Source organism: Bacillus sp. B1-WWTP-T-0.5-Post-4, from assembly GCF_009183795.1.
GTDB classification, from domain to species: Bacteria; Bacillota; Bacilli; order Bacillales; family Bacillaceae_G; genus Bacillus_A; species Bacillus_A cereus.
This window is the reverse complement of sequence record NZ_WEIJ01000002.1, coordinates 506,914-522,197: the sequence shown is the minus strand read 5'-3', so window position 1 is coordinate 522,197 and position 15,284 is coordinate 506,914. Positions and strand designations below refer to the sequence as shown.

Genomic DNA, 15,284 nt, shown 5'->3' with positions numbered 1-15,284 from the left:
TTGTATGAATAGAGACAATAAAAATGGTAGGTGATGTTTTGAAAAATCTTGTCATTGGGCTTATTGCGTTAGTACTTATTGTGGCAGGAGGATTTTACATAAAAAAATATCAAGAAAACGAAGAGACTGTAGGAGATGTTCAGGAAGTAAAGTGGGATGTTTCAAATGGAAAGGGAAATGAGAAAGTAGATATTGTATTTCAGTTGTTAAACAACAAGAATAATGAAATTCGTGGTGTAAATGATCAAATGCGGGCAGTGATTGTAGATGGACAGTTAAAAAACATACAACAAATTAAACCCACATTTGCAGGAAACGGGTCATATAAGTTATCTTCCAAAATAGCGAAAGACGAAGAATATACAATATTTTTATACGAAGACAAAAATAAGTCCGTAGAGTCATTCGCTAGGAAGAATTTTGGTAGAACGAAAGAGGAGAACAATAAGAAAAAAGTGAAATTTCCAATCGACAGTGTACTTACAAAAAAAATAGGAGAGTATGAAGTTTCTCTTTTATTTGGCGCATTACATCCGAATGAACCAGTTACGTTAACATTTCAGTTTCAAGCGAAAAAGGGTGAAAAATTGAAATTGCATTCAGAGAGAGGAGAAGTAGAGTCACTCTATATAGTGGATGAAACGAAGGAGAATTTTTTATACGCTATGCCTGTAGATACGGATGAGCAATTACAATACCGAATTACATTTCCTGCCGAGGGCACGTATAAAATGTGGGGGAATTTCTATATAAATGGTAAGAAGTATGAAAAAGAATTTATTGTACAAGTTCAAAAAAGAAAAAACAGCTAAGAATTTAGCTGTTTTTTCTTTTTCCTATTAATTTTGTTACAGAGAGCATTGTAATTGGTAAAGAATGATTCTTCCTAAATGCTAAATATTTACCGCTCCATGCTGGTTTATATTTTTCTTTAAAATGTCGTAATCCGCTGAAACTATACGTATAACGAACGTTATTAAAGATTGCAGCAGCCACTCGTTCAGACCAGAAAGACTGTGTGGATAAACCAACATTTGAAAGTGGTGCCATACCGATATTAAAGGAGTGGTATTCATTTTCTTTTGCCCACTGGAATAAGTGGATGAAAATTGCGTCCATAATGCCGCTAGGCGCATCTGGATAATATCGCATTAAATCGACAGATAATGATCCGTTTTGATATACAGGCATGAATGTTGTGAATGCAATAATTTTTCCATCCGCATCAGATAATGTTGCGATAGGAGCGCGACTAATATATTCACGATCGAAGTATCCGAGTGAAAAACCTTTCTCTTTTTTTCCACCAAGCCATGCATCTGAAACTTTTCTTAACTCTTCATATAATTCGTCGGAGAAAGGTGGCTCATGAATAGAGAATGTATAGCCTTCTCTTTCAAAACGGTTGAAAGTAGCTCGCATGCCAGCGCGTTTCTTTCCTGTTATTGTAAAGGTATTTAAATCAACAACAGCTTCTTCACCAAGCTTAAAGAAGTTATAACCAAAATCGTGGTATAAACTCATCCATTTACTTTCAATTTGATAGAATACACAAATGTATCCAAATCGATCAGCCTCAGCTAAAAACTCTTGCAATACAGTACGATAGGAGGAAGGGGCCCCAATTGGATCACCTAGTACAATAAGTCGTTTTCCAGTTATTGAGAAGAGAATGAGTGCTTTTCCATCACTACTGAAAAAGAACTGTTTATCTCCTAAAAAACCTAAATGACTAAGTACATTTCCACCATGTTCATCTAAGAAGTTTTGTAATCGTTTATCATTAGCTGGTTGCCCGGGAAATTCATTTCGATAACGATTTGCAATGAGTGAACCAATTAGTAAAAAAGTAGGAACAAAAAAGGCAGCTGCTAATGCACTTCGTTTTACTTGTGTAATATTACGAACGACAAAATCAGGTTTGAAAGCTTCTTTTGCACCTGCAAATAAAATACCTAAGTTTTTATATAAATATAACGTTACAAGTAGGAATATAAAAACTTTTACGATATCGGAAAGTGAGACTTCCATTTTCTCACGTACAAACCTTTTACGAAGCATATACAATACAGCGAGTACGATTAATAAAATAAAAGTTTCTTCAACATCAATTCCTTTTAGTGTGTTAAAAATAGCCGCTCCAATTAAAGAAACAATCGTCATATAATAAGAACGTTTTGTTCCGTAATATATCCCCCGCGAAAGAATGAGGAGGAGAATACCGAATGTTAGCGATAAGCTAAAAGAAAATTGAATAAGATGTTTTGGAGCTAGAATATGTAAGGCGTGTGCCCGATTTATACTTGTCGGTAGAATGGTTGATAAAATAACCATTAAGCCAGCAAATACTGTTAAAGCAGCAGATGCCCAAGAACCTAACTTTCCTAGAAAGTCACGCTGCAAAGTCCATATAACACCAGTTGTCTCTAATGCAGGCGCAATAAAAGGTTTATCTTCAAACTTTTTAATGGCTACTCCTGTCATTTCAAAAGCTGCAAAAATGAGACCAAGGCAGAAGGGCAAGATGTAATAGACGAGACGATATAATAACATAGCAGGGAGTAAAACACCTGTATCGATGCCGTATTGCCCAAGCCCAGTTAAGAAGACAAGATCAAATGATCCAAGGCCACCAGGAACAAGACTAACGACACCAGCTAAAGCAGCAATAACATATACGCCTAAAAACTTTTGGAATTCGATTTCAATGCCAAATAATAGTAATATGACGTACATAACAATACCAGCAGATACCCATTCGACTAATGAAACTAATGAGTATAAAACAGTTGGGTTTTTCTCCTCTTCTTCTTGTTCCTCTGTTTGCGTCGCTTTTCTATTTTTTAATTTAGAAAATCCGATATATATAGGGACGAAAAGAGCGAAGAAGATAAGAACAGGCCATAGCCATGGTTTTTCATGCAAAATAAATCTCGTGTCTAATATTCCGATAAGACCAAGAAATGAAAGAATGGCTAATCCATTAATAAAGGCAGTTGTCATCCAAGCGATACTTTTAATAAGTTTTCCATTTTCTTTTATATATGGACGATAAAGCATTGTGCGTACGCCGGCTCCAACAAGACCACCAAACCCGATAAATCCATTTAAAGTATTAGCAATCCACGAGATACGGAAAATCTTTTGGACAGGAATATCAGCTTTTAAGTAACGAAGCATAACATAGTCATAAAAGAACATTGTTGATACAGCGAATGCACCAAGTGTAATTGCTAAAAAGACTCCTCCAGTTGGAATGTTTTTAATTGTATCAATCGCTTCTAAAAAAGAAATGCCCGCTAATTCTTTTTTTGCTTGAAAGAATACAATTGTTAATACAACAAATGGGAAGATAATTTTCCCGATTTGTAAGAAACGTTTCCATGAAAACGACATAAATACAACTCTCCTTGTATAAGAAAACTGAGACAATAATATTATTATGACAAACTTCAAGAAAAATAAAAAGGTAATTTCCTGTATAGGGGAGCTATTTTTTATATAGGTATATTTAAAAGAATATTTTGTTTATCGGAAAATTAAGTTAGAATAAGGTGAAAGAAGGGTGAGGGGGGAGTATATGATTATAAAAGGTTACGTAGGATATGAGTTAGAAAAAGAGAAACCTAATACATCAGAAGATTTTTTTAACAGATCTGAAGTGACATATATATTAAATGGTAAAGAGAAAACTTTTTCGGTTTTATACGTTCGATATTTTGAAGAAGTTTTACAAGAAATTACTCCTTTTGAAGGAAATCCAGTGTATAAAGTAGAAGAACAAAACATATATTTGCGCGATATTGTAGCGATATGTTGTTTAATGAAAGATAAGGAGCTTCGTGCGCAAAAACGTTTGTATTTAAATAATATGGAAGAATTTCAACAATATTTTGATGAGGGAACGGTGTCGAAAGTACAAGAAATATTGGCTGAATTACATAAAAATAAAAGAGTAGAAATAGCGTGAAATGGCAAAGGAGAGAGAAAAAATGTCTAATTTGATGGTTGAAAATCAAACAGAACAAGTTTCTATATTTTTAGAAGATGCTATTAATTTGATAACCAATTATGTAAATTATCATACGTTACCTTCTTTATTAGAGGAAACACCAGCAGGGAATGAGCGATATTATAAAGGGTTATTAGCATCAATGAGACGACTTCTCGTTTTTTGCGAAGAAGGACAGGATGCATGTTTTGTTTTGTTGAATAGCCAGCCATTTCGAAAAACAGCAGCTGAAAAAATTTTATATAAGATTTACCATCAAGTAATTGCAGAGTTTTTTTCACCGAAGAGTGATCATTGGTATGAAAATAGTCGGTCTGCATATACAGGGAAAAATTCTATCGTTTTTCAACAAACACCACCTGCATCTTTAGAGCAAGTGATGAAGAGTTTAGAAGGTAAATTTCAATTGATGCGTGAAGAACTAGAATATTATGAGACGGATTATCAGACAAAGATGTTACACAAATATTGATTGAGGAAAAGAAGCTAAGGTGACTTAGCTTCTTTTCCTTTTGTACAGTTATATAAGGGATTTTCATTGAATATAGTTAAGTGGATAGCATTAGGGAGGTGCAACATGAATCAGCAAGGTGTATTTACAGATTACTTTCATGAAGTAGAAAATTGGTGTGAAAGTGTTCTTCACGTATTAGATAGTCGCGCAATGGAAGTGTATGATGTCCATATGCTTGCTTATAAAATTCAGACGTTATTAGAGCGTATGAAAGAGCATGAGTATGAAACAGATGCAGAGTTTATGTATGAAATAAGCGATGATGTAGAACATATTCAGCATCACTTGCAGGAAGTATTTATGCAAGAAGAAGAGGAATATGAATTATATGAAAGAGGGGATAGTGAACGAGCTGTCCCAATTGGAGGACATACACTCCCGCCATTACCTTATCCATATAATGCGTTAGAACCGTATATTTCTAAAGAAATTATGATGTTACATCATGATAAACATCATCGGAGTTACGTGGAAGGATTAAATAAAGCAGAGAAGATGATGGAAGAAGCGAGAAAAACAAATAAATTTGATTTAATTAAGCATTGGGAAAGGGAAGCGGCTTTTCATGGGTCAGGTCATTACTTACACACGATATTTTGGAATAACATGAAAAAAGACGGTGGTGGAAGTCCAAGAGGAACTTTTTCACAACAAATTGAACAAGATTTTGGGAGCTTTTTACGTTTCCAAAAACATTTTACAGAAGCAGCCTCTAAAGTAGAAGGTTCAGGCTGGGCAATTCTCGTTTGGGTACCCCGGTCTGGAAGGTTAGAAATTTTGCAAAGTACACTTCATCAATTATTTACACAATGGGATACGATACCGCTCCTTGTACTAGATGTCTGGGAACATGCGTATTATTTACAATACCAAAATCGAAAAGATGAATATATTAAAAACTGGTGGAATGTTGTAAATTGGCCTGATGTAGAAAAAAGGTTTGAAACTGCGAAACAAATTGAATGGACACCATATTAGACGCAAATTCTCTGCGTCTTTTTTAATGGAAGTAGAAGGAAGATTTCGTTCATATTTTAAAAGGCCAAGCATACACTTGTACAAAAAGTGCCAAAAGGACGTGGGGGGAAATATGAGACGAATTTGTGTAATCATTACGCTTCTTATGATGTATGCAAGCGTTATGCCGATTCCTACATATGCAAAGATGAACAGCAATGTTAGTGCTCGAAATGCTGTATTAATGGAGCAACAGTCTGGTCGTGTATTATACGGAAAGGCAGAACATGAGCCTCAAAAAATTGCTAGTATAACAAAAATTATGACCGCCTTATTAGCTGCTGAATCAGGGAAGATGAAAGAAATGGTATCAGTTAGTAATGAAGCGGTGAGGGTGGAAGGATCGGCAATCTATTTAAAGCCTGGACAAAAAGTGAAGTTAGAAGATTTAGTATACGGACTCATGCTTAGATCTGGTAATGACGCAGCGCAAGTAATTGCTGAAAGTGTGGGTGGGAGTATAGATGGATTCGTATATTTAATGAATCAAAAAGCGAAAGAAATTGGAATGAAAGATACGCACTTCTCAAACCCTCATGGCTTAGATGGAGATGGATCACATTATTCGTCGGCTTACGATATGGCATTATTAACGAAATATGCAATGGGAAACGAGACATTTAAGAAAATCTTTGGAACCAAAACATATAAATCAGATTCTTGGGATTACCCGTGGAAAAATAAACATAAGCTGGTAACGTCTTATTATGAATTTGCAACAGGGGGAAAAACAGGCTTTACGAAGAAAGCTGGGCGAACGCTTGTTACAACGGCATCAAAAGGTGGACTAGATTTAATTGTCGTAACTTTGAGTGCCTCTAGTGATTGGGATGATCATATGAATTTGTTTGATAAAGGTTTTGACCGTTTCAAACAAACGAAAGTTTTAGGACAAGGAGCAATTGCTGAAATAAATGAAAAGAAGTATGCCAACCATGTTTATACGAAAAATAGTTTTTCGGTACCGTTAACTGAAGAAGAAAAAAAGAACGTAGTATTAAAAGTTGAACTCGATAAAAGTACAAAACTTACGGATGGAGTAAAGGTTGGGAAGACAGACATTTATGTTGGTAATGAAAAAGTTGGAGAACGGAATTTATTTTATAGTAAACGAAAGTTAGTAGCTACAACGGGACTTTACTGGAATAATGTGAAAGAAATTTTTTCTTACATGATAGGTGTTGGGAACGATGGTTAATCTCGTATGGGTAGCGATGGCTGTCATTGGGATTGTATACGCCATGATAAATGGAACGATGGAAGAAGTGAATAAAGCTGTATTTGACGGAGCAAAAGATGCGGTAACGATTTGTATAGGACTTATTAGTGTTTTAGTATTTTGGCTCGGTTTAATGAAAATTGCAGAGGAAGCCGGATTGTTAAAAAAATTAGTTACACTTTTTATGCCGATAGTAAAAAGGTTGTTTCCAGAAATACCAAAGGATCATCCGTCTATGGGATTTATTCTATCAAATATGATGGCAAACTTTTTTGGTCTAGGTAATGCAGCGACCCCTCTTGGTATTAAAGCGATGGAACAACTGAAAGAGTTAAATGGAGGAAAGGATTCGGCGAGCCGTTCTATGGTGACGTTTCTAGCATTAAATACATCAGCTATTACATTAATTCCTACGACAGTCATTTCCATTCGAATGACGTATGAATCAGCGAATCCTACTGAAATTGTTGGGGTAACATTTATTGCACAAGTACTTTCTATGATTGGGGCAATTTGGATTGACCGCTATTTTTACCGAAGAAGGAGTAGAAAGGGGCGGAAAAAATGAGCATTGTAAATACAATTTCCTTATGGGTAATCCCTTGTGTAATTGGTTTTATCCTTTTATATGGCACAATAAAGAAAGTACCGACGTATGAATCGTTCGTTGAGGGAGGAAAAGAAGGGATTCAAATTGCAATTTCCATCTTACCGTTTATGGTTGGAATGCTTGTGTCTATTTCTATATTCCGGTCTTCAGGTGCGTTAGATGCAATGATATCGGTAATGAAGCCGATGTTAGATTTGATCCATGTTCCAGCAGAAATTGTACCCTTAGCACTTATACGCCCTATTTCAGGCTCTGCTGGTTTAAGTATTACGACCGATCTAATTGCTACATATGGGCCAGATTCGTTTATTGGGAGATTGGCTTCTACGATGCAAGGGAGCACAGATACGACTTTCTATATTTTAACTGTATATTTTGGAGCGGTTGGGATTAGAAAAATGGGGGATGCACTAAAAGTAGGACTTTTTGCAGATTTAATCGGGATTATATGCTCAATTGTGTTCGTTTCTTTATTGTTTCAGTAATACTATTCATTTTTTACGCTATTTCGCTTATAATATGTATACGACCACTATTAAGGTGTAGCTTAATAGTGGTTTTTTTATGTGGTATTTTTGACAAAATGATGAACTTTTATTGTTAGAAATATGAAAAATATGGACAATAATAAAGGGTAAAAACATGATTTGACCTTTATATGTTTATTATCATCGCTATGTTGTTTAAGTAAGATGAAGCGAATAGCCGTAAAGCGTATGCGGTTGCCAAGTCTTTCTAATGTAAGGTAAGATAAATTCGAGGTGAAAAAAAGAAATGGAACGATTACAAAAAGTGATTGCGCAAGCAGGTATTGCATCGAGAAGAAAGGCTGAGGAATTAATTCAGCAAGGAAAAGTGAAAGTTAATGGAAAAATAGTGAAAGAGTTAGGGACAAAAGTAACTCCTCAAGATAAAGTAGAAGTAAATAACATCCCTCTTGAAAAAGAAGAACCTGTTTATTTTTTACTATATAAACCAACTGGCGTAATTTCAAGTGTATCAGACGATAAAGGAAGAAGTGTTGTAACGGACTTTTTCCCGGAAATTACACAACGTTTATTCCCAATCGGACGCTTAGATTATGATACGTCTGGCGTATTATTAATGACAAACGATGGGGACTTCGCAAACGTATTAATGCATCCTAGATATAAAGTTGAAAAAACATATGTTGCAAAAATAAAAGGGCCATTAACAGGTGAGAAAATTCGCATGTTAGAACGCGGTGTTACGTTAGAAGACGGTAAAACAGCACCAGCACGTGTGAAAATTATTTCTTGGGACAAGCGTAAAGAGATGGCTATTGTACAATTAACAATTCATGAAGGACGTAATCGTCAAGTACGTCGTATGTTTGAAGCGTTAGACTGTAAAGTAGTGAAATTAAAACGTGAACGTTATGCTTTCTTAGAAGTAGGAAGCCTGCGACCTGGTGATGCGAGAGAATTGACACCACATGAGGTGAAACAATTACGCGCGCTTGCTTCTACAAAGCCAAGATAAGCTATAGAGTTAAAAATTCACCAGTGGAGTGCTCTGCTGGTGATTTATTCAATACAACATTTACAGAAGATAATACATAACATTTATCGAGGAGAGGAGAGGTAATATGAAGAAAAATCGCTTATTATTTCGCGTTATTATTCTACTCATTTTATGTGGTGCTGTAGGATTTACCCTTTATCAAGGATTCTTTGCTAATAAAGAGAAAATGCAAATCGGAAAAGAAGCACCTAACTTTATTGTGACGGATTTAGAAGGAAAGAAAATTGAACTAAAAGATTTAAAGGGAAAAGGTGTATTTTTAAACTTTTGGGGCACGTGGTGTAAACCTTGTGAAAAAGAAATGCCTTATATGAATGAATTATATCCAAAGTATAAAGAAAAAGGCGTTGAAATCATAGCGTTAGATGCAGATGAAACGGATATTGCAGTAAAGAACTTTGTGAACCAATATGGTTTGAAATTCCCAGTTGCCATTGATAAAGGACAAAAGATTATAGGAACATATGGAGTAGGTCCTTTACCGACAAGCTTTTTGATTGATAAAGATGGAAAAGTAGTGGAGCAAATTATAGGGGAACAAACGAAAGAACAGTTAGAAGGGTATTTAAAGAAAATTACTCCGTAATAAAGAAAGCCTTTACATAAGGGGTGCGTGTTTATAGTGCCTCTGGTTTAAAAATTCTGAGTATTGCGGTAACTTGAGGTTAGAATATACAATAGTACATATAGATACAGGGGCGGTGAGAGTGTTGAAAGAAATTAAATGTGAATGTGGACATGTTAATCCGATAGGAACCGTTTTTTGTGAAGCTTGCGGGAAACCATTTGAAAGCAATGAAAATGCAAAACTATTGGATATGCGCTATGAGGGGAGTGCACGGAGATCTCTCACGCAGACAAAAACGATAGTCGATAAAATTTGGAGCTTTTTCTCTTCTGTAAAAGTAGGTGTATGGCTAATCGTAATAACTTTAGCTGCATCAGCGATAGGAACTATATTTCCGCAAGAAATGTACATAACTCCAGGTATTGCACCAGCTGAATATTATAAACAAGAATACGGATTTTTAGGACAATTATACTATCAATTAGGGTTTAATAATTTATACGGTTCATGGTGGTATATGATTTTGATTGCTTCTATCGGTATTTCACTTGTGATATGTAGTTTAGACCGCGTTATTCCACTTTATAAAGCTTTAAAAAAGCAAGGCGTAAAAAGACATCCTAGTTTTTTAAAGAGACAGAGATTATATGGGACTGGTACACCGCAAGAAGGTGACCTGGAAAGAGTGCAAGAGAATTTAAAGAAAAGAAACTATAACGTGAAAGTGGAAGACGGAAACGTTTTAGCAGAAAAGGGACGCTTCTCGCGTTGGGGTCCATATGTAAATCATATCGGTCTTATTATCTTTTTATTCGGTGCGATGCTTCGTTTTTTACCGAGTATGTACGTAGACGAAGCACTTTGGTTACGTGACGGTGAAACGAAAGAAATACCAGGGACGGATGGACAATACTACTTAAAAAACGAGAAATTTATAAAAGAAGTTTATGATAAAAGTAAGGACAAGGAAGTTTTTGATGAAGCGATTGATCGTGTAGGAGATAAAATGATTGCGAAAAACTTCCAAACGAATGCCGTATTATATAAAGCAGTAGGAGAAAATATAGCAGGACAAAAACCGAAATTAGAAAAAGTAAAAGAAGCGGAAATTCGAGTGAATGAACCACTGAAATTTGATCAATTTGCAGTGTATCAAGTGGATTATAAAGAAAGTGAATTTAAAAGTATGTCCTTTAACTTGCAAAATAAAGAAAATAATCAAAAGTGGGGACCAATTAAAGTAGATTTAACGAATCCTAAGGAAAAATATGATTTAGGAAATGGTTATTCTCTAGAACTATTAAGCTATTTTCCTGATTTTTATTTTGATGAGAATGGAAAACCAAATACAAAAACGAAATTACCAAACAATCCTGCATTTGTATTTAAAATGTTTACACCTGAAACACCAGATGGTGAAGTGAGTTTTGTTGGTATTCAGCAAAATATAGAACCAGATGGAAACAACAAATATAAAATGTCGTTTGCAGGTGTTGAAATGCAAAATGCAACAGCACTTACTGTAAGAAAAGATTTAACGCTTTGGATTCTCGGCATTGGAGGATTTATATTTATGGTTGGTGTCATTCAAGGTATGTATTGGAATCATCGCCGTATTTGGATACAACGTGTTAATGATGAATGGTGGATTGCAGGGCATACAAATAAAAATTGGTTCGGTTTAAAGAAAGATATTGAAAGAGTACTAGAAGGTACAGCAATTCCACAGCCAAATGATAAAGTAATTGATAAAAAAATTAGTTAAGGTGGGGAAACGATATGGTGCAAATAAGTAGTAACTTTCTCTTTACCGCATTTATTTTATATTTAATTGCCACTCTATTTTTCGGGGGAGCAATTAAAGAAAAGGGTCATAAATGGGCAAATGTAGGAATAACGATTACAATTTTAGGGTTTATTGCACAAACAGTATATTTTGTTACAAGGTGGATTGCATCAGGACATGCGCCAGTTAGTAACTTTTTTGAATTCGGTACATTTTTCGGCATGATGCTTGTAGGAGCATTTATTGTCATGTATTTTATGTACCGTGTAAGCATAATCGGACTATTTGCATTACCAGTTGCGCTTTTATTAATTGCCTATGCAAGTATGTTTCCGAGGGAAATATCTCCGCTTATTCCATCTTTAAAAAGTAATTGGTTACATATTCACGTGACGACGGCAGCAGCAGGACAAGCCATTTTAGCGATTAGTTTTATTACAGGTGTTATGTATTTATTGAAAAATGTAGATCAATCGACGAGAAGTAAACGTACATTTTGGCTAGAGACGGTAGTATTTACACTTGTTTGTACAGTTGGATTTATTGGAGTAACAACGGTATTTTCTAGTATGAAATATGAAGCGAAGTTTCAATGGATTGATAAAAATGAACAACAAGTGGAAATGAAATACAATCTTCCGGCTTTAGTTGGACCGCACGAAGGGAAGTTACTGACAGAAAATAAATTAGAACCGGCAGTTGAAGTTCCAGCGATTGTAAATGCGAAAAAATTAAATACTGTTATTTGGTCAGTGTTAGTTGGAACATTACTGTATATTGTATTAAGACTTGTTTTACGGAAGCGAGTATCGGCGGCACTTCAGCCGTTAGTAAAGAATACGAATAGTGATTTACTAGATGAAATCGGATATCGATCTATTGCAATTGGATTCCCAGTGTTCACATTAGGTGCATTAATTTTTGCGATGATTTGGGCACAAATAGCGTGGACACGTTTTTGGGGTTGGGATCCAAAAGAGGTTTGGGCACTTATCACTTGGCTCTTTTATGCGGCAGTATTACATTTACGCCTATCAAAAGGATGGCATGGAGAGAAGTCAGCTTGGCTTGCAGTAATTGGTTTTGCAATCATTATGTTTAACTTTATTGTAGTAAACTTAATTATTGCCGGTTTACATTCATATGCATAGAGAAATAAAATAGGGGAGTGCATGTCACTTTCCTATTTTATTTTTGTCAACTTTTCTTCTTTTTTGAGAAAAACATGACAAAGTAGCGGTTGATTTTGTAAAATGATGTCGAGGACATTATATGCTGTTCAAAAAAAATACATAGTTTTGGAAAAAAATTGAACAAAATTTATTATTCTTGTGAAGCATAATATGGGAAGTGAAACATTTAGAAGATTGCTTAAATAAACGAGAATAGCGCAACATAATAGTTAAAGAAGGGTAGGTGTGAACCGCTGAGGTGAGAGTGCGCAGCGGGTAGAGATGGAAAATGAATCAAGAATTTTAATTGTAGATGATGAGGATCGTATTCGTCGTTTATTGAAAATGTACTTAGAAAGAGAACAATATACGATTGAAGAAGCAGATAATGGTGATACAGCTTTAGAAATGGCGTTGCAAAATGATTACGATTTAATCTTATTAGATCTTATGATGCCTGGTAAAGATGGCATTGAAGTATGTAAAGGGGTTCGTGAGAAGAAAGCGACACCAATTATTATGCTGACAGCAAAAGGTGAAGAAGTAAATAGAGTACAAGGATTTGAAGTTGGAACAGATGATTATATTGTAAAGCCATTTAGTCCACGTGAGGTCGTACTACGTGTGAAAGCGGTATTACGTCGTGCTGTACCAACAACATTCTTTACACAAGATACAACGACAAAAGATGTTACTGTATTCCCGCACTTAACAATTGATAACGATGCACACCGTGTTACTGCAGATGGTAATGAAGTAAACTTAACGCCGAAAGAATATGAGTTACTATTATTTTTAGCGAAAGCTCCTGATAAAGTATTCGATCGTGAGCAACTGTTAAAAGAAGTATGGCAATATGAATTCTTCGGAGATTTACGTACAGTTGATACACATGTAAAGCGTTTACGTGAGAAGTTAAGCAAAAAATCACCAGATGCAGCGAAAATGATCGTTACTGTTTGGGGTGTAGGTTACAAATTTGAGGTTGTGAACGACTGATGCTTTGGAGAAGTGTAGTAGGGAAGTTATGGATGACCATATTACTTCTCGTTTCGTTTGTTCTTGGATTTGTTGCGATTTTACTTTCACAATTTTTTAGAACGTATTATGTTGATATGAGTGAAGCTAGGCTTCAAAAAGTTGCAACAAGTGTTTCAGAGTTAATTGAAGAAGGTGCCGATGTAAAAACGATTGAGAATATCGCTTACAAATTCTCTGACCCACTTTCAAGGATTATTATTGTAGAAGATGGTAAAGAAATCTCTTCTTCACCGAAACAAGAAGGGTTAGTCACTCTTACAATGGATGACTTAAAAGAAGATAAAGAATTAGCGGCTGTGTTTACAGACAAAAAAGAAATTAAGAATAATATTAGAAAAGCGTCTAATAGTAGGAAGAATAAAAACACCGAAAATGATATTATGATCGTCGGAAAACCAGTGCAATCAAAAAATCAAAGTGCAGTGTTCGTATATGAATCTTTACAAGTACCGATACAAGGTATGGAAAGAACAACTGATTTTATTTTCTTATCGGCTGGAATTGCGATTATATTAACAACTTTCTTTGCGTTCTTCTTATCTACTCGGATTACAGCACCGCTTCGTAAAATGCGTGAGGTTGCTTTTGAAGTGTCACGTGGGAAGTTTGATGCAAAGGCTCCTATGGTATCTCAGGATGAGATTGGTGAGCTTGCAACGGCCTTAAATCAAATGGGAAAACAGTTGAAGTTTAATATGAACGCCTTGCAACAAGAAAAAGAGCAGTTAGCAAGTATTTTGAGTAGTATGGCAGATGGGGTTATTACGTTAAATCAAGAAGGTGAAGTCGTTGTAATCAATCCGCCGGCCGAACATTTCTTACAAGTTTGGCAAGAAGAAAAAGAGATAGAGTTAAGTAAAAAATTACCTTCTGAACTTGTGGAATTATTCCATCTCGTTGTAGAAAGCGAACAACAACAAGTTGTTGAAATTAATTTACAAAAAGGAAACTATGTAGTTCTTATGACGCCGCTTTACAATCAAACGAAAATTCGTGGAGCTGTAGCAGTGCTGCGAGATATGACGGAAGAACGTCGTCTTGAAAAGATGCGTCAAGATTTTATTGCGAATGTATCACATGAACTTCGTACACCAATGGTCATGCTGCAAGGGTATAGTGAAGCGATTTTAGATGATATTGTGCAAACGAAAGAGGAAATAGATGAGTTTGTTCAAATTATTTATGATGAATCTGTTCGTTTAGGTAAACTTGTAAATGAATTGTTAGATTTAGCTCGTATGGAAAGCGGTCATGTAGAGTTACATATTGGTGAAGTGGATATACATCCGTTTGTTGAAAAAATTGGTCGTAAATTCCAAGGGATTGCAAAGGATAAAGAGGTCGCGTTAACGGTTGATTTCAAAGATCCAATTGAACAATACCCGTTTGATGCAGATCGTATGGAACAAGTATTGACGAATTTAATTGATAACGCAATACGTCATACGAATGCAGGCGGACATGTAACGCTTGTAATTGATACGAAAAATAACGGTCTTATTTTTGAAGTACAAGATTCGGGTGCAGGCATTCCAGAAGAAGATATTCCATTTTTATTTGATCGTTTCTATAAAGCTGATAAAGCAAGAACACGTGGGAAAAAGGGTGGAACAGGACTCGGGCTTGCGATTGCGAAAAATATTGTTCAAGGCCATGATGGTAAAATTTCTGTATCAAGTGTTGTTGGAGAAGGAACTACATTCTCTGTATATTTACCGAATCGTATAATTTAGATATGCGTTTTTAAAGTTGATAATGAATAAAGTTCTGCTGTTTTTTATTTTTTTGTAAACTCAATTA

The 15,284-nt window shown here is 35.3% G+C and carries 14 protein-coding genes; 13 read left to right on the top strand and 1 reads right to left on the bottom strand.

The features are described 5' to 3' along the window. The first annotated feature begins 23 nt into the window (after window positions 1–23). Window positions 24–812 carry a hypothetical protein gene (locus GBN91_RS08300; protein ID WP_000232610.1) on the top strand — a complete coding sequence of 263 codons (789 nt, stop codon included), beginning with the start codon at window positions 24–26 and terminating at the stop codon, window positions 810–812. A gap of 4 nt (window positions 813–816) precedes the next feature. Here GBN91_RS08300 and mprF read toward each other — a convergent pair whose 3' ends face one another. Beyond that, window positions 817–3,396, bottom strand: a complete 2,580-nt coding sequence (mprF, locus tag GBN91_RS08295; protein ID WP_000010845.1) for a bifunctional lysylphosphatidylglycerol flippase/synthetase MprF — start codon at window positions 3,394–3,396, stop codon at window positions 817–819. 184 nt (window positions 3,397–3,580) lie between these two features. Between mprF and GBN91_RS08290 the strand changes: the two genes are divergently transcribed. From GBN91_RS08290 to resE, 12 genes are all read left to right on the top strand, one after another. Continuing rightward, window positions 3,581–3,970 carry a hypothetical protein gene (locus GBN91_RS08290; protein WP_000584367.1) on the top strand — a complete coding sequence of 130 codons (390 nt, stop codon included), beginning with the start codon at window positions 3,581–3,583 and terminating at the stop codon, window positions 3,968–3,970. Between the two features lie 22 nt (window positions 3,971–3,992). Beyond that, on the top strand, window positions 3,993–4,484 hold the full coding sequence (locus GBN91_RS08285; RefSeq protein ID WP_000067557.1) for a YpuI family protein: 492 nt from the start codon (window positions 3,993–3,995) through the stop codon (window positions 4,482–4,484). A 105-nt stretch (window positions 4,485–4,589) separates the two neighbouring features. Beyond that, a complete protein-coding gene (locus GBN91_RS08280; protein WP_001075741.1) occupies window positions 4,590–5,504 on the top strand; it encodes a superoxide dismutase in 915 nt (304 codons plus the stop codon). Between the two features lie 112 nt (window positions 5,505–5,616). After that, window positions 5,617–6,741, top strand: a complete 1,125-nt coding sequence (gene dacB / locus GBN91_RS08275; protein ID WP_001252638.1) for a D-alanyl-D-alanine carboxypeptidase DacB — start codon at window positions 5,617–5,619, stop codon at window positions 6,739–6,741. Further along, window positions 6,734–7,330 carry a spore maturation protein SpmA gene (spmA, locus tag GBN91_RS08270; protein WP_000247811.1) on the top strand — a complete coding sequence of 199 codons (597 nt, stop codon included), beginning with the start codon at window positions 6,734–6,736 and terminating at the stop codon, window positions 7,328–7,330. Before dacB ends, spmA begins: the two co-directional genes overlap by 8 nt. Next, window positions 7,327–7,857: a spore maturation protein SpmB gene (spmB, locus tag GBN91_RS08265; protein WP_000029514.1), complete on the top strand. Its 531-nt coding sequence runs from the start codon at window positions 7,327–7,329 to the stop codon at window positions 7,855–7,857. Before spmA ends, spmB begins: the two co-directional genes overlap by 4 nt. 289 nt (window positions 7,858–8,146) lie before the next feature. Further along, window positions 8,147–8,875 carry a 23S rRNA pseudouridine(2605) synthase RluB gene (gene rluB / locus GBN91_RS08260; protein WP_000440556.1) on the top strand — a complete coding sequence of 243 codons (729 nt, stop codon included), beginning with the start codon at window positions 8,147–8,149 and terminating at the stop codon, window positions 8,873–8,875. Window positions 8,876–8,981: 106 nt separating this feature from the next. Continuing rightward, the gene (gene resA / locus GBN91_RS08255; RefSeq protein ID WP_000742192.1) at window positions 8,982–9,503 is read left to right on the top strand and encodes a thiol-disulfide oxidoreductase ResA; all 522 of its coding nucleotides are present in this window, start codon (window positions 8,982–8,984) and stop codon (window positions 9,501–9,503) included. Window positions 9,504–9,624: 121 nt separating this feature from the next. After that, window positions 9,625–11,250, top strand: a complete 1,626-nt coding sequence (gene resB, locus GBN91_RS08250; RefSeq protein WP_000910522.1) for a cytochrome c biogenesis protein ResB — start codon at window positions 9,625–9,627, stop codon at window positions 11,248–11,250. A gap of 14 nt (window positions 11,251–11,264) precedes the next feature. Further along, window positions 11,265–12,422: a cytochrome c biogenesis protein ResC gene (gene resC / locus GBN91_RS08245; protein WP_000250083.1), complete on the top strand. Its 1,158-nt coding sequence runs from the start codon at window positions 11,265–11,267 to the stop codon at window positions 12,420–12,422. Between the two features lie 303 nt (window positions 12,423–12,725). Next, entirely contained in the window at window positions 12,726–13,442 is a 717-nt protein-coding gene (gene resD / locus GBN91_RS08240) for a DNA-binding response regulator ResD (RefSeq protein WP_000426861.1), read from the top strand. Further along, a complete protein-coding gene (resE, locus tag GBN91_RS08235; protein WP_000964673.1) occupies window positions 13,442–15,217 on the top strand; it encodes a sensor histidine kinase ResE in 1,776 nt (591 codons plus the stop codon). The genes resD and resE overlap by 1 nt, the downstream gene beginning before the upstream one ends. The last annotated feature ends 67 nt before the right edge of the window (window positions 15,218–15,284 follow it).

Bases quoted from the DNA above. Each gene is read 5' to 3' on its own strand.
- GBN91_RS08300 (WP_000232610.1), top strand. From the start codon at position 24: ATGGTAGGTGATGTTTTGAAAAATCTTGTCATTGGGCTTATTGCGTTA.
- mprF (WP_000010845.1), bottom strand. From the start codon at position 3,396: ATGTCGTTTTCATGGAAACGTTTCTTACAAATCGGGAAAATTATCTTC.
- GBN91_RS08290 (WP_000584367.1), top strand. From the start codon at position 3,581: ATGATTATAAAAGGTTACGTAGGATATGAGTTAGAAAAAGAGAAACCT.
- GBN91_RS08285 (WP_000067557.1), top strand. From the start codon at position 3,993: ATGTCTAATTTGATGGTTGAAAATCAAACAGAACAAGTTTCTATATTT.
- GBN91_RS08280 (WP_001075741.1), top strand. From the start codon at position 4,590: ATGAATCAGCAAGGTGTATTTACAGATTACTTTCATGAAGTAGAAAAT.
- dacB (WP_001252638.1), top strand. From the start codon at position 5,617: ATGAGACGAATTTGTGTAATCATTACGCTTCTTATGATGTATGCAAGC.
- spmA (WP_000247811.1), top strand. From the start codon at position 6,734: ATGGTTAATCTCGTATGGGTAGCGATGGCTGTCATTGGGATTGTATAC.
- spmB (WP_000029514.1), top strand. From the start codon at position 7,327: ATGAGCATTGTAAATACAATTTCCTTATGGGTAATCCCTTGTGTAATT.
- rluB (WP_000440556.1), top strand. From the start codon at position 8,147: ATGGAACGATTACAAAAAGTGATTGCGCAAGCAGGTATTGCATCGAGA.
- resA (WP_000742192.1), top strand. From the start codon at position 8,982: ATGAAGAAAAATCGCTTATTATTTCGCGTTATTATTCTACTCATTTTA.
- resC (WP_000250083.1), top strand. From the start codon at position 11,265: ATGGTGCAAATAAGTAGTAACTTTCTCTTTACCGCATTTATTTTATAT.
- resD (WP_000426861.1), top strand. From the start codon at position 12,726: ATGGAAAATGAATCAAGAATTTTAATTGTAGATGATGAGGATCGTATT.
- resE (WP_000964673.1), top strand. From the start codon at position 13,442: ATGCTTTGGAGAAGTGTAGTAGGGAAGTTATGGATGACCATATTACTT.